13 protein-coding genes are annotated in these 13,552 nt (G+C 65.9%); 11 read left to right on the plus strand and 2 right to left on the minus strand.

Annotated features, from left to right (window positions below; genetic code table 11):
* The first annotated feature begins 175 nt into the window (after window positions 1-175).
* From glmS to tsaD, 8 genes are read left to right on the plus strand one after another with little or no spacing between them, the layout of a single operon-like run.
* Complete coding sequence (gene glmS / locus CSW57_RS06265) at window positions 176-2,038, plus strand: glutamine--fructose-6-phosphate transaminase (isomerizing) (protein WP_023962003.1); 1,863 nt, start codon at window positions 176-178, stop codon at window positions 2,036-2,038.
* 13 nt (window positions 2,039-2,051) lie between these two features.
* The gene (locus tag CSW57_RS06270) at window positions 2,052-3,512 is read left to right on the plus strand and encodes an NAD(P)H-hydrate dehydratase (RefSeq protein WP_099381858.1); all 1,461 of its coding nucleotides are present in this window, start codon (window positions 2,052-2,054) and stop codon (window positions 3,510-3,512) included.
* Window positions 3,509-4,684 (plus strand): alanine racemase, encoded by a 1,176-nt coding sequence (alr, locus tag CSW57_RS06275; protein ID WP_099381859.1) that lies wholly within the window; start codon window positions 3,509-3,511, stop codon window positions 4,682-4,684. The genes CSW57_RS06270 and alr overlap by 4 nt, the downstream gene beginning before the upstream one ends.
* Window positions 4,684-5,730, plus strand: a complete 1,047-nt coding sequence (locus tag CSW57_RS06280; protein WP_099381860.1) for an alpha/beta fold hydrolase — start codon at window positions 4,684-4,686, stop codon at window positions 5,728-5,730. The genes alr and CSW57_RS06280 overlap by 1 nt, the downstream gene beginning before the upstream one ends.
* A complete protein-coding gene (gene tsaE / locus CSW57_RS06285) occupies window positions 5,727-6,188 on the plus strand; it encodes a tRNA (adenosine(37)-N6)-threonylcarbamoyltransferase complex ATPase subunit type 1 TsaE (protein ID WP_099381861.1) in 462 nt (153 codons plus the stop codon). Before CSW57_RS06280 ends, tsaE begins: the two co-directional genes overlap by 4 nt.
* Window positions 6,189-6,248: 60 nt before the next feature.
* Entirely contained in the window at window positions 6,249-6,950 is a 702-nt protein-coding gene (gene tsaB / locus CSW57_RS06290; protein WP_099381862.1) for a tRNA (adenosine(37)-N6)-threonylcarbamoyltransferase complex dimerization subunit type 1 TsaB, read from the plus strand.
* Complete coding sequence (gene rimI, locus CSW57_RS06295) at window positions 6,947-7,441, plus strand: ribosomal protein S18-alanine N-acetyltransferase (RefSeq protein WP_099381863.1); 495 nt, start codon at window positions 6,947-6,949, stop codon at window positions 7,439-7,441. Before tsaB ends, rimI begins: the two co-directional genes overlap by 4 nt.
* Window positions 7,438-8,469 (plus strand): tRNA (adenosine(37)-N6)-threonylcarbamoyltransferase complex transferase subunit TsaD, encoded by a 1,032-nt coding sequence (gene tsaD / locus CSW57_RS06300; RefSeq protein WP_099381864.1) that lies wholly within the window; start codon window positions 7,438-7,440, stop codon window positions 8,467-8,469. The genes rimI and tsaD overlap by 4 nt, the downstream gene beginning before the upstream one ends.
* A 7-nt stretch (window positions 8,470-8,476) precedes the next feature.
* Here tsaD and CSW57_RS06305 read toward each other — a convergent pair whose 3' ends face one another.
* On the minus strand, window positions 8,477-8,917 hold the full coding sequence (locus CSW57_RS06305) for a MarR family winged helix-turn-helix transcriptional regulator (RefSeq protein ID WP_099381865.1): 441 nt from the start codon (window positions 8,915-8,917) through the stop codon (window positions 8,477-8,479).
* A 155-nt stretch (window positions 8,918-9,072) separates the two neighbouring features.
* Between CSW57_RS06305 and CSW57_RS06310 the strand changes: the two genes are divergently transcribed.
* The 3 genes from CSW57_RS06310 (at window position 9,073) to groL (ending at window position 12,729) form a co-directional block, all read left to right on the plus strand.
* On the plus strand, window positions 9,073-10,530 hold the full coding sequence (locus tag CSW57_RS06310; RefSeq protein WP_223249088.1) for an MFS transporter: 1,458 nt from the start codon (window positions 9,073-9,075) through the stop codon (window positions 10,528-10,530).
* A 179-nt stretch (window positions 10,531-10,709) separates the two neighbouring features.
* Window positions 10,710-11,009, plus strand: a complete 300-nt coding sequence (gene groES / locus CSW57_RS06315; protein ID WP_030171070.1) for a co-chaperone GroES — start codon at window positions 10,710-10,712, stop codon at window positions 11,007-11,009.
* 91 nt (window positions 11,010-11,100) lie between these two features.
* Complete coding sequence (groL, locus tag CSW57_RS06320) at window positions 11,101-12,729, plus strand: chaperonin GroEL (RefSeq protein WP_099381867.1); 1,629 nt, start codon at window positions 11,101-11,103, stop codon at window positions 12,727-12,729.
* Between the two features lie 204 nt (window positions 12,730-12,933).
* On the opposite strand, the gene CSW57_RS06325 is transcribed toward groL, so the two are convergent.
* On the minus strand, window positions 12,934-13,230 hold the full coding sequence (locus CSW57_RS06325) for a WhiB family transcriptional regulator (RefSeq protein WP_031333284.1): 297 nt from the start codon (window positions 13,228-13,230) through the stop codon (window positions 12,934-12,936).
* Window positions 13,231-13,552 lie beyond the last annotated feature (322 nt).

Consider the following 13,552-nt stretch of genomic DNA (forward strand, 5'->3'; position numbering starts at 1 on the left):
ATCAAAGGCGTCCCAACCGACGCATCCCCCTCGACTCCTTGAGCTTGACGCTCGAGAACTGCAAGAGTTCGCACAGCGTAACCCATAACTTCACCTGTTGTCAGTGCGAGCGCAAGAATTGGCACTTCACCAGCGACTTCTGTGTATCCGTGCGTGGCAAGTACCCTGTAGCACTATGTGTGGAATCGTCGGATACGTGGGCAGACGCGACGCCCTCGAGGTTGTCGTGGAAGCCCTGCGCCGGATGGAATACCGCGGGTACGACTCCGCTGGTGTGGCAATCCTCGACGGCGCCGGACATGCCGCAGTCGAGAAGAAGGCCGGACGGCTGGAGAACCTCGACAAGGAACTGGCCACCATCGGCCGCGAAGCATTCGCGGGCTCCACCGGTATGGGACATACGCGCTGGGCCACCCACGGGCGGCCGACCGACCGAAATGCGCACCCGCACACCAGCCTCGACGGCAAGATCGCCGTGGTGCACAACGGCATCATCGAGAACTTCGCGGTCCTGCGGGAAGAGGTGGAGAAGGCCGGCATCGAGTTCTCGTCCGACACGGACACCGAGACCGCCGTCCACCTGATGGCTCTGCAATACGCCAGTGGTTCGACGGCGGGGAACTTCGTCGACAGCGCGTATGCGGTGCTGGGCCGGCTCGAGGGTGCGTTCACGCTCGTGTTCACGCACGCGGACCACCCCGACACGATCGTGGCCGCGCGCCGGTCCACTCCTCTGGTGGTGGGTGTGGGCGAGGGCGAGATGTTCGTCGGCTCCGACGTCGCGGCATTCATCGAACACACTCGTGAGGCTGTCGAACTCGGCCAGGACCAGGTGGTCGTGATCACCGCCGACGACTACACGATCACCGACTTCGAAGGCAACGAAGAATCCGGCAAGCCCTTCCACATCGACTGGGATCTGGCAGCGGCGGAAAAGGGCGGGCACGACTTCTTCATGCTGAAGGAGATCGCCGAGCAGCCACAGGCTCTCGCCGACACCCTGCTCGGGCACTTCGAGAACGGCCGGATCATCCTCGACGAGCAGCGACTCACCGACGACGACCTGCGCGACATCGACAAGGTCTTCGTGGTCGCCTGCGGCACCGCTTACCACGCGGGGTTGCTCGCGAAGTACGCCATCGAACACTGGACGCGCCTGCCGGTCGAGGTCGAGTTGGCCAGCGAATTCCGCTACCGCGACCCGGTTCTCGATCGTTCCACCCTTGTGGTCGCGATCTCGCAGTCGGGCGAGACCGCCGACACATTGGAGGCGGTCCGGCACGCCAAAGAACAGAAGGCCCGGGTCTTGGCCATCTGCAACACCAATGGTGCGCAGATCCCGCGAGAATCCGACGCCGTGCTCTACACCCACGCCGGACCTGAGATCGGGGTGGCGTCCACCAAGTGTTTCCTCGCGCAGATCGCGGCGACGTACCTGGTGGGTCTGGCACTCGCACAGGCCAGGGGTACGAAGTATCCCGATGAGGTGGCACGCGAGTACGCCGCGCTCGAAGCGATGCCGGCCGCGGTCGCCACAGTGCTCGAGACGGTCGAGCCGGTGCGTGCGCTGGCCCGCGACCTGGCCGACCGCGGGACCGTCCTGTTCCTCGGGCGCCACGTCGGATACCCCGTCGCGCTCGAGGGCGCACTCAAACTCAAAGAACTCGCGTACATGCACGCCGAGGGCTTTGCTGCCGGTGAGCTCAAGCACGGGCCGATTGCGCTGATCGAAGACGGCGTTCCGGTCATCATCGTGATGCCCTCACCGACAGGGCGGGCATTGCTGCACTCGAAGATGGTCAGCAACATCCGGGAAATCCAGGCGCGTGGAGCAACCACCATCGTCATCGCGGAGGAAGGTGACGAGTCGGCACGGGGTGTGGCCGACCATCTGATCGTGATCCCGCAGACGCCCACGTTGCTGCAGCCACTGGTTTCGACTGTGCCCCTGCAGGTCTTCGCTGCGGCTGTCGCTCAGGCGCGCGGGTACGACGTGGACAAGCCGCGCAACCTGGCCAAGTCCGTCACCGTCGAATAGGCCACGTGGGGCGATGATCGACTACTTCACCGCCGACTCGATCCGGGCCGCCGAGGCTGCGACCGGAGATCTGTTGGTGCGCGGGGTGTTGATGGGTCGTGCGGCTCGCGCTGTCGCGGATGTGGTTGCGGCGGAACTGGTGTCACGATCGGGTAGTTGTTACGGACGTAAGGTCGGTGTGCTTGCGGGAGCCGGCGACAACGGGGCGGACGCTCTGTTCGCGGGCGCGCTACTACGCCGCCGGGGCGTCGACGTGCGGGCTGTCCTGCTGGCCGGCGACCGCACCCACACAAGCGGTCTCGCCGCATTCCGCGGCGCCGGCGGGCGCATCACCGACAGCTTCTCGCCCGACGTCGATGTGGTGATCGACGGCATCGTGGGGCTGAGCGGGTCGGGACCACTGCGCCCGGAAGCGGCTCGGATCGTCGGTGAGCTCACCGCGCCCATCGTGGCAGTGGACATCCCGTCAGGGGTCGATGCGGACACCGGGCAGGTCAATGACCCGGCCGTGCGTGCCGCGGTGACAGTGACATTCGGCGAATACCGGGTGGCTCACGTGCTCGCCGCACCGCAGTGTGGCCGGATCGTGTTGGCCGACATAGGCGTCGAGGCTCACCGTCCGGCATTGCGGCAAATGAGCAACGCCGAGGTGGCCGCGATGTGGCCGGTGCCCGGACCGTCGGACGACAAGTACAGCCAGGGAGTGGTCGGTGTCGTCGCGGGCTCGGCGCGCTATCCAGGGGCCGGCGTGTTGTGCAGTGGGGCAGCCGTGGCCGCCACCTCAGGAATGGTCCGGTACGTCGGAACGGCGGCGTCGCAGGTGCTTTCGCATTTCCCCGAGGTTGTCGCCAGCGATGAGCCGGAGAAGGCGGGCAAGGTGCAGGCGTGGGTGATCGGGCCCGGCGCCGGAACCGATGACACCGGGATCAGGCGACTGCGACACGTGTTGGACACCGACCTGCCCGTGCTCGTCGACGCGGACGGACTGACACTGTTGGCCACCCACCGTGAGCTGGTGACCACCCGCACCGCACCCACCTTGATCACCCCGCACGCCGGCGAGTTCGCCCGGATCACCGGACAGCCCCCCGGCGTCGACCGGATCGCGGCCGTGAAGGATCTCGCGGCAGAACTGGGTGCGACCGTGCTCCTCAAGGGGCGGGCGACACTGATCGCGGATCCCTCCGGGCAGGTACTGGTGAACGACGCAGGATCGTCGTGGGCTGCCACGGCCGGCGCCGGCGACGTGCTGTCGGGCATCGCAGGCAGTCTGCTGGCCGCCGGTCTGGAACCGTCGTCTGCCGCGGCTGCGGGAGCGCGAGTACATGCGCTGGCGGCGATCGCAGCGTCTGCGGGAGGGCCGAACCACGGCGGCGGGAATGCCCCGATCGGTGCGTCGGCATTGCTGGCGGCGGTGTCACCCACCTTGCGTGCCCTCCTCGGTGGTGTCGAGTGCGACAATGGTGGGCGATGAATTCTCCGGCGCTCGAGGCCCGCATCGACTTGTCGGCGGTTGCCCACAACATCGAGGTCCTACAGTCACACACCACCGCTGCGCTGATGCCTGTGCTCAAAGCGGACGCGTACGGTCACGGCGCCGTGCAGGTCGCTGCCGCGGTGATGAGCGCCGGTGCAGCCGAGATCGGGGTTGCGACCATCGACGAAGCGCTGGCGTTGCGCCGGGGCGGGATCGACGCGCCTCTGCTGGCCTGGCTGCATGGCGGTTCGGCGGACTTCAATGCCGCGATCGAGGCCGATGTGCAGATCGGTGTCTCCTCACCCCGCGAGCTGACCGCGGTCGTCGAGGCGGCTCGCACGGCGGGACGTACCGCGTCGGTCACCGTGAAGGTCGACACAGGCCTGGCGCGTAACGGGGTGGCGGCAGATGAGTGGGACGAGCTGCGAGACGCCGTCGCAACTGCCTCGGCGGAGCAATCGATCGTGCTACGCGGAGTGATGTCCCACCTCGTGCGCGGGGACGAGCCCGGCCATCCACTCAACAGCCTGCAAGGTGAGCGCCTCGACGAGGCCGTGGCCGACCTGCGCCGCGTCGGCGTGGGACCAGAGGTTGTGCACATCGCCAATTCGGCGGCCACGCTCACCAGGCCTGACCTGAGCCGAGACCTCGCCAGGCCCGGCATCGCCGTGTACGGCCGATCGCCCGCCCCAGACCTCGGCGACTTCGGTCTGATCCCGGTGATGACTCTCTCGGCTGAAGTCTTGTCGGTCAAGAAGATCCCGGCAGGCCAAGGTGTTTCGTACAGTCACACGTGGACCGCACCGAGCGACACCACCGTTGCGTTGTTGCCGGCAGGCTACGCGGACGGGGTCCCGCGACTGTTGTCGAACACCCTGCGGGTGCACATCAACGGCCGGAGCTTTCCGAATGTCGGACGGGTCTGTATGGATCAGATGGTCGTCGACCTCGGCGCGGACGGCGGCGGTGTCGAAGTGGGCGATCGCGCTGTGCTGTTCGGGACGGGGGAGCATGGTGGCCCCACCGCTCTCGAGTGGGCCGAGGCCATCGGCACCATCGACTACGAGATCGTCTCCGGAATCCGTGGGCGGGCGGTGCGGACGTATGTCGGTGCTCCAGCGCCGGTTTCGAACGGCCGCCACACACCCGTCGCGACGGGGCCCGGCTGATGGAGCGCACCGGACGCTGGGAGATCTTGGCCGGTACCGCCGGCATCGCGACTCTGGGCGCTCTCGCCGTGGGGGCGGCAGCGCGTTCGCTGACGCGGCGGCATCCCACCACCGACCCCAACTCCATCGAGGACTTCGGGTCGATCTACAACGATCGCCCGAGCATCGTGGTCGCCGATGATGGTGTGCCGCTGGCCGTTCGGGAAGCTGGTCCGGGAGATGCGCCGCTCACCGTCGTCTTTGTCCACGGCTTCTGCCTGCGCATGTCCACGTGGCACTTCCAGCGCCGCGATCTCGCGCAGACATGGGGCGACGATGTCCGCATGGTCTTCTTCGATCACCGGGGGCACGGTGAGTCCGCGCAGGCGGCCGCGGGCTCGTGCACCATCACGCAGATGGCCGCGGACCTCGAAACCGTTCTGCGCGTTATCGTTCCGAATGGACCCGTGGTGCTGGTAGGGCACTCGATGGGCGGCATGGCGATCATGGCCTTGGCCAGCAGACGGCCGGAACTGTTCGGGTCGAAAGTGGTCGGTGCCGGATTCGTGGCCAGCGCAGCCCACGGGATCACGCAGGCCGGGTTGGGTCGTGGACTGCAGAATCCGCTGGTCGACGCCTTCCGATTGTCCGTCCGGCAGGCCCCGCGAGCGGTGGAGGCAGGCCGGGGCGTGACGAGGATGCTGATGGCCCCGGTGCTGACCGCGGGCAGTTTCGGCTCTACGTACCATTCACCCGCCGTGATCGAGTTCACCGAATCGGTCATCCAGAACACCAGGATCGACACGGTCGTCAACTTCTTGCGTGCTCTCGAGGAGCACGACGAGACCTCCGGTCTGCCGGTGCTCTCCGCGATCCCGACGATGGTCGTGTGCGGGTACGAAGACAAGGTCACGCCGGTGGCGAACTCGGTGGAACTGCACAACCGTCTGGGCAAGAACTGCGAACTGATCGGCGTTGCCGAGTGCGGCCACATGGTGATGATGGAGAACCCGCCGCCAGTCAACGACGCGATCAGCGAGCTCGTCGGGCGGGTACAGCGACCGTGACGTCCGACGACCAGGCGGGATTCGAGCAGGAGATCCTGCCGACGGTGCAGGACACCGAGGCGTTCGGACGTACCCTGGCCGCCGGCCTGGGCGCGGGAGATCTGGTGATCCTCGACGGGCCACTCGGCGCGGGCAAGACCGCTCTGGCACGGGGGATCGGAGCAGGTCTCGGCGTGCGGGGTCGGGTCACCTCACCGACGTTCATCATCGCGCGGGAGCACCGGCCGGGGCCCGGAGGTGGGCCGGCGATGGTTCACGTCGATGCCTATCGGCTGGGTGGTCTGGAGGAACTCGACGCCCTCGACCTCGACACCGACCTCACCGACTCCGTGGTCGTCGTCGAGTGGGGGGAGGGGGTGGCGGAACGGCTGAGTGGACGTCATCTGCTCGTTCGCCTGCGCCGTGACCTCGACACCGATGAGCGCACCGTCGACTACGGCTGGGTCACCCGCGGCTGAAGCGGTCGGCGACGTCCGGTCGCCACGGCACGTCGGCCGTCACGGGTAGGCTGGCTGATCGTGCTTGTCCTCGCAGTCGATACCGCAACGCCCGAGGTCGTGACCGGGATCGTGGAACTCGATACCGGCACGGCCGGATCACCGCCCGGCCGGCTCGAAGTGAGGTCCGAACGTGTCGAGACCACCACGCGGGGGCATGCGGAGATCCTCACCACCCGCATCCTGGAATGCCTCGAAGAAGCGGGCGTCGCCAGGGCAGACCTGGACGCAGTCGTGGTGGGACAAGGTCCCGGACCGTTCACCGGATTGCGTGTCGGGCTGGCCACCGGCGCTGCCTTCGCCGATGCGCTGGGCGTCGATGTCCACGGTGTGTGCTCGCTGGACGCGATCGCGGTCGCCGCGAGCGACGTCGACTCCCTTCTTGTTGTCACCGACGCGCGCCGTCGAGAGGTCTACTGGGCGCGGTACACACGCGGCGCCCGTACCGACGGTCCCGACGTCATGGCTCCCGCCGATCTCGCTGCCGCACTCGGGCACGCAGCGGCGACCTCGCCGGGCTCGGCGACCATCGACGCGATTGCCGGGTCCCCCGCTCATGCAGCGCTTTTCGACTACCCAGTGCTCACCGCCACGGCTCCCACGGCAATCGGACTGGTTCAGGTGGCGTTGCCAGGACTCCTGTCGAGGACGCCACCCGCGCCGTTGACTCCGCTGTACCTTCGTCGACCGGATGCCGTGGAACTCAAGGACCGCAAGAAATGACCTCGTCGAAAGTGGAGATCGGACCACTTCTGCCTCGCGACGCGTCCCGTTGCGCGGCCATCGAGAGCCTGCTGTTCGCGGGCGATTCGCCGTGGCCCGCGCAAGCATTTCGTGCCGAGATCTCGACACCCCACAATCACTACTTCGCGGCCCGAGACGGCGACGACCTGATCGGCTACGCGGGTATCTCCGTGCTCGGACCGGCGGGCGACCACGAGTGTGAGATCCACACGATCGCGGTCGCCCCGGAGCATCAGGGACACGGTCACGGGCGGGAGCTGCTCGCGGCGCTGCTCGAGATCGCGGACAAGCGTCGTGCGCCGGTGTTCCTCGAGGTGCGCACCGACAACGAGGCGGCCATCAACTTGTACCGCCGCAACGGTTTTGAAATCGTGGGAATCCGGAAGGGCTACTACCAGCCCAGCGGGGCAGACGCGTACACAATGCGGCGTGAGCAGAGATCAGCCCCGCCCGAGGGAGGCCGACCATGATCGTCCTGGGTATCGAGAGTTCCTGTGACGAAACAGGCGTGGGAATCGTCCGGTGGAATGCCGACCGTACGACCACACTGCTGGCCGATGAGGTGGCCTCCAGTGTCGATGAGCATGCCCGATATGGGGGAGTGGTCCCCGAAGTCGCCTCCCGCGCACATCTGGAAGCCATTGTCCCCACCATGCGGCGTGCGCTCGCGACGGCGGACATCCGAGTGCCCGACGCCGTGGCGGTGACCATCGGTCCGGGACTTGCCGGTGCGCTGCTCGTAGGGGTTGCGGCAGCGAAAGCCTATGCGGCGGCGTGGGATGTGCCGCTGTTCGCGGTGAACCACCTCGGCGGTCACGTTGCGGTGGACACCCTCGAACACGGCCCGATGCCGCCCTGCGTGGCGCTGTTGGTGTCGGGCGGGCACACACACCTGTTGCACGTCGACGACCTCGGTGCGCCCATCGTGGAGTTGGGCACGACGGTCGACGACGCCGCCGGTGAAGCGTTCGACAAGGTGGCCCGCTTGCTGGGCCTCGGGTTCCCGGGTGGCCCGGCGCTGGATGCGGCTGCAGCACAGGGTGATCCGAACGCCATCCGGTTTCCCAGGGGCATGACCGGTCCACGAGATGCGCGGCACGACTTCTCGTTCAGCGGTCTCAAGACTGCGGTTGCCCGATACGTGGAGCAATGCCGCCGTGATGGTGTCGAGCCGCCCGTCGCGGACATCGCGGCGTCTTTTCAGGAAGCGGTGGCCGACGTACTGACCATGAAGGCCGTGCGGGCATGCAGAGACGTCGGTGTGGACACCTTGGTGCTCGGCGGCGGCGCGACTGCGAACTCGAGAATCCGGTCGCTCGCACGCGAACGCTGTGAGGGCGCCGGGATCACGCTGAGGGTTCCGAAGCCGCGGTTGTGCACCGACAACGGCGTGATGATCGCGACCCTGGGTGCTCACGTGATCGCCGGTGGGGCAGTCCCGTCAGATTTGACGGTGGCCACCGACCCGGGTCTGTCGGTGCAGGTCAGCAACTACTGATCGGCGTTCAGCTAGGTGGGCGTTGGTTCACTTCGATTGCGCCGCAGATCGATCCGGATGAATGGCATTCGGCTTCGGCACGGAGGATGGCCCGCTGTACGGGCTTGGCCGCCTCGTATCTGGCTCGCCCCTCGTCGGTGAGCTGTGTGAAGACGGAACGGCGATCTTCCGGACACATGGATCGGCATGCCAACCCGTCTTTCTCGAGCCCGGCCACGAGACGAGACAGGGCGCTCTGACTCAGGTGGACTGATCCGGCGAGCTCGCTCATCCGGAGTTTGCAGTCGTCCGCGGCTGAGAGGAGCTCGAGAACCTCGAACTCGCTGTTCGAGATCTGTTGTGCTGCTTGCAATTCCCGGTCCAGATCGCACTGGAGGCGGTGGTATCGCACCGACAGCGAATGCCAGGCCTGGGCCAGGTCATCGTCGCTTCGGTGTGGGGTGGACATAGGGGCATCGTATCAGATGCAACCACATTATGTTCGTCTGCATTTTATGTAGACACATTAGATGCAGATGCATATAGTTCTGGACCATGACGGTTGAAACCACACCCGAAGACCCGAAGATCCAAGAACCCAGAACGAAAAAGGAGAAGGAGTCGATGGCCGGCCACGCGCCGGCCACCGAGCACGTCACGTCTGCCGGCGGATGGACCGGCAAGACCTGGTTGTTGCTGGTCGTTCTCGCCGGCGCGCTGTTTCTCGACGGGCTCGACGTCTCGATGGTGGGGATCGCGCTCCCTTCGATGGGCTCCGAACTCGCCATGGACCAGGCGCAGCTGCAGTGGATCGTCAGCGGATACGTCCTCGGCTATGGGGGCCTGCTGCTGCTGGGAGGTAGAGCCAGTGACCTACTCGGTCGTCGCAGGGTGTTCCTCACGGCACTGGCCGTGTTCGGAGTCGCCTCCGTCGTCAGCGCGGCAACCGAGATCGACACCCTGATCATTGCGCTGCGCTTCGTCAAAGGTGTGGCCGCGGCCTTCACGGTTCCCGCAGGCCTGTCCATCATCACCACGACCTTTGCCGAGGGGCCGGCCCGCAACAAAGCGCTGTCGATCTACACCGTGTGTGGTGCCAGCGGATTCTCCCTGGGCCTCGTCTTCGGTGGGCTGCTCACCGAATTGTCGTGGCGCGCAACACTGATCTTCCCAGGCCCCGTTGCGCTGCTGCTGCTCGTGGTGGGCGCCCGGGTGATCGCGAAGTCGCCACGCGCGGCGTTCAACTGGTCGCACTTCGACGTCATCGGTGCGGTCACGAGTACGTCTGCGCTGTTGATCCTCGTGTTCGCGGTGGTGCAGGCGCCTGAGGTCGGCTGGGCAGCGACGTCGACCATCGTCCTGTTTGTCATCGCGGGTCTGCTCGCTGCGGCCTTCATCGCGGTGGAGGTGCGGCACAAACACCCCCTGCTCCGTTTGGGGATCTTGCGGTCGATCACGCTCGTGCACGCCAACCTGTCGGCCGCGGCGATGTTCGGTGGCTATGTGGCATTCCAGTTCGTCGTGACTCTGTACCTGCAGAACTCCCTCGGGTGGTCGCCGATTGAGATGGCACTCGGGTTCCTGCCTGCCGGTGTGCTCGTGGTGGCCAGCGCGTTCTTCATGGACCGGGTCCTCGACCGCGTGAGCACCAAGCTGCTCATCGCGGGCGGTTTCGTGGCGTTCCTCATCGGATACCTGTGGTTCCTCCGCGTGGAGCCGGGTATGAACTACTTCGTCTTCCTGCTACCGACCATCCTGTTCCTCGGCATCGGGTTCGCGGCCACGTTCCCCTCGGTCAACTCCCAGGCCACCGCCGGGGTGCCGGACGACGAGCAGGGGCTGGCCTCAGGGCTCGTCAACACCAGCATCCAGATCGGCGGTGCGCTGATGATGGCGGTGATCACCGCGATCCTCGGCAGCGCTGAACCCGGGCGTCCGGGGGAGTTGATCGGCGGCATGGTCCCGGCCATCACGGTGATCGCAGTGCTGACCGTGGTCGCCCTCGTGTCGACGCTGGGCCTGATCGGATGGGAGCGTCGTCGCGACCGCGCCGTCGCGACGAGGGTATCGGTCCCGGTATGAGAAGTTCGCACACTCTCACCTTGAGTGCTGGCACTCGCATGTATAGAGTGCTAGTCGGCACCCAGTGAGGTTCCGGCACCCGCGACGACGGGACCGATCCAGGCGCCGTATACGTTCCGAACAGCTAACAGGGTCCGGTCTTCGGGCCCGAACTACCCCGAAAGTGGAGGGCTCACATCGTGGCGAGCGTGAACATCAAGCCGCTCGAGGACAAGATCCTCGTTCAGGCCAATGAGGCCGAGACGACGACTGCGTCCGGCCTGGTCATCCCCGACACGGCCAAGGAAAAGCCGCAAGAGGGCACCGTCGTCGCCGTTGGCGAAGGACGCGTGAACGAGCAGGGCAACCGGATCCCGGTCGACGTCAAAGAAGGCGACACCGTCATCTACAGCAAGTACGGCGGCACCGAGATCAAGTACTCCGGCGAGGAGTACCTGATCCTGTCGGCGCGTGACGTGCTGGCAGTCATCTCCAAGTAACTCTGGTTCGACACCGCCCCGGCGTCCCCATGCGGGGTAGCCGGGGCGGCTGTCGTTTCATCACCCGATCAAAATCTTAGGAGCCACACACATGGCCAAGCAGATCGAATTCAATGAGCAGGCCCGGCGCTCGCTGGAGCGAGGGGTCAATCACCTCGCCGACGCGGTGAAGGTGACTCTTGGACCCCGCGGCCGCCACGTGGTGCTGGCCAAGGCGTTCGGAGGTCCGACCGTGACCAACGACGGCGTCACCATCGCCCGGGAGATCGACCTGGAAGACCCGTTCGAGAACCTCGGCGCCCAGCTCGTCAAATCTGTTGCCACCAAGACGAACGACGTCGCCGGCGACGGTACGACCACGGCCACCGTCCTGGCGCAGGCAATCGTCAAGGGCGGACTGCGCAACGTCGCAGCAGGGGCAAACCCGATCGCGCTGGGTCTGGGTATCTCCAAGGCCGCCGACGCGCTCTCCGAGTCGCTGCTCGCCGCTGCCACCCCGGTGGAGGGTGCTGAAGCCATCGCACAGGTCGCCACCGTGTCGTCCCGTGACGCAGAGGTCGGCGAGATGGTCGGCAAGGCCATGGCCCGGGTCGGCGCCGATGGTGTCGTCACCGTGGAGGAAAGCTCGGGACTCGTCACCGACCTCGAGATCACCGAGGGTGTGCAGTTCGACAAGGGGTACCTGTCGCCGTACTTCGTCACCGACATCGACAGCCAGGAAGCCGTTCTCGAAGATGCGCTGGTGCTCATCTACCGGGACAAGATCAGCTCGCTGCCCGACTTCCTGCCACTTCTGGAGAAGATCGCCGAAGCCGGCAAGCCCGTTCTGATCATCGCCGAAGATGTTGAAGGCGAGGCGCTTTCGACCCTGGTGGTCAACTCGATCCGTAAGACGATCCGCGCTGTCGCGGTCAAGGCGCCGTTCTTCGGCGACCGTCGCAAGGCGTTCCTGGAGGACCTGGCGATCGTCACCGACGGCACCGTCATCACCGCCGACATCGGCATCACCCTGGCCGACGCCGGGCTCGAACTGCTCGGCGGCGCACGCCGGATCGTCGTCACCAAGGACGCCACGACGATCGTCGACGGTTCGGGAACCTCGGACGCCATCGCGAACCGCGCCGAGCAGCTCCGTCGTGAGATCGAGGCCAGCGATTCCGACTGGGATCGGGAAAAGCTCGCCGAGCGCCTGGCCAAGCTGGCCGGCGGGGTGGCAGTGATCCGGGTCGGCGCAGCCACCGAGACCGCACTAAAGGAGCGCAAGCACCGCGTGGAAGACGCCGTCGCGGCAGCGAAGGCAGCTGTGGAAGAAGGCATCGTTCCCGGCGGTGGTTCGGCGATCGTGCAGGCTGCCGCTGCGGTCCTCGACGATCTCGCCGACAGTGTCGACGGTGATGAGGCGCTCGGTATACGGGTGGTCAAGCAGGCCGCTCAGGCGCCATTGTTCTGGATCGCGGCCAACGCCGGGACCGACGGTGCCGTGGTGGTCTCCAAGGTCGCCGAACTCCCTCGCGGCCACGGTTTCAACGCCGGCACCCTGACCTACGGCGACCTGCTCGCCGACGGCGTGGTGGACCCCGTGAAGGTGACCCGCTCGGCCATCGTCAACGCCGCCTCGGTGGCGCGCATGATCCTGACCACCGAAAGCACCATCACCGACAAGCCGGCCGAGCCCGAGGCCGACCACGGTCATGGTCATGGTCACGGACACGCGCACTAGTTGTTGCCCGACCTCGAACGCCCCGGCCCACGGCCGGGGCGTTTGTCGTTCACCGGTTGTTCGGGTGTTGTTTCTCGTATTTGTCTTGACAACAAAAGCGAGGAGCCGATAAGGCGTCCTCGCTTTTGTGGAAACTCAATTGTTTGAGATTGAAATCCAATTCTGTTTTGTTTCTTCGCTTGGATTTCGTGGGGCCTGCAAAGATCAGCTCGCGATGCGGCGCCCGACCCCGCGCTTCATCAGCATTCCGCGCTCGGACTCGGACAGGCCGCCCCAAATGCCGTATGGCTCAGCGACCGCCAGTGCGTGTTCGCGACATTGAGCTACCACGGGGCACTGGTGGCACAGTTCTTTCGCGCGACGTTCCCGCTGGGCCCGGGCGCGGCCACGCTCGCCGTCCGGATGGAAGAACATTGATGAGTCGACACCGCGGCACAAGCCCTTCATCTGCCAATCCCAGATGTCGGCATTCGGTCCGGGAAGGTGGTTCGGCTGAGGCATCTGCGTGCTCCTCTGTGACGTGCCGGTGAGGCGTAATAGTGACTGACTTGTCGAGACCGCGTTGTTTTCGACGTCCAGCACACCGTATGCAAAGCGAGGAAATGGAGTCAACAGGCCTTGATTCCGCCAATTGAAGACGCGAACTTCGGGCGATGTTAACCATTTGTTTATCGACGCCCTGTTGTTTTGTGATGGCGACTGGCGTCGGGGCATGGCGAAGGCAGACGGCGTATGCGCACGTCAGGGGCCGTTCGAGTGCTGTCGCCCGAGCTCGCGGTGGTTTGAGATCCACGTATGGAGGGAAAACGCCGAAGTGCTGCAA

Source organism: Williamsia muralis (assembly GCF_002735905.1).
Classification (GTDB): Bacteria; Actinomycetota; Actinomycetes; order Mycobacteriales; family Mycobacteriaceae; genus Williamsia; species Williamsia muralis_A.

What these genes read in the sequence shown, in the direction of transcription:
- glmS (WP_023962003.1), top strand. Translation starts at nt 176, where the DNA reads ATGTGTGGAATCGTCGGATACGTGGGCAGACGCGACGCCCTCGAGGTT.
- CSW57_RS06270 (WP_099381858.1), top strand. Translation starts at nt 2,052, where the DNA reads ATGATCGACTACTTCACCGCCGACTCGATCCGGGCCGCCGAGGCTGCG.
- alr (WP_099381859.1), top strand. Translation starts at nt 3,509, where the DNA reads ATGAATTCTCCGGCGCTCGAGGCCCGCATCGACTTGTCGGCGGTTGCC.
- CSW57_RS06280 (WP_099381860.1), top strand. Translation starts at nt 4,684, where the DNA reads ATGGAGCGCACCGGACGCTGGGAGATCTTGGCCGGTACCGCCGGCATC.
- rimI (WP_099381863.1), top strand. Translation starts at nt 6,947, where the DNA reads ATGACCTCGTCGAAAGTGGAGATCGGACCACTTCTGCCTCGCGACGCG.
- tsaD (WP_099381864.1), top strand. Translation starts at nt 7,438, where the DNA reads ATGATCGTCCTGGGTATCGAGAGTTCCTGTGACGAAACAGGCGTGGGA.
- CSW57_RS06305 (WP_099381865.1), bottom strand. Translation starts at nt 8,917, where the DNA reads ATGTCCACCCCACACCGAAGCGACGATGACCTGGCCCAGGCCTGGCAT.
- CSW57_RS06310 (WP_223249088.1), top strand. Translation starts at nt 9,073, where the DNA reads ATGGCCGGCCACGCGCCGGCCACCGAGCACGTCACGTCTGCCGGCGGA.
- groL (WP_099381867.1), top strand. Translation starts at nt 11,101, where the DNA reads ATGGCCAAGCAGATCGAATTCAATGAGCAGGCCCGGCGCTCGCTGGAG.
- CSW57_RS06325 (WP_031333284.1), bottom strand. Translation starts at nt 13,230, where the DNA reads ATGCCTCAGCCGAACCACCTTCCCGGACCGAATGCCGACATCTGGGAT.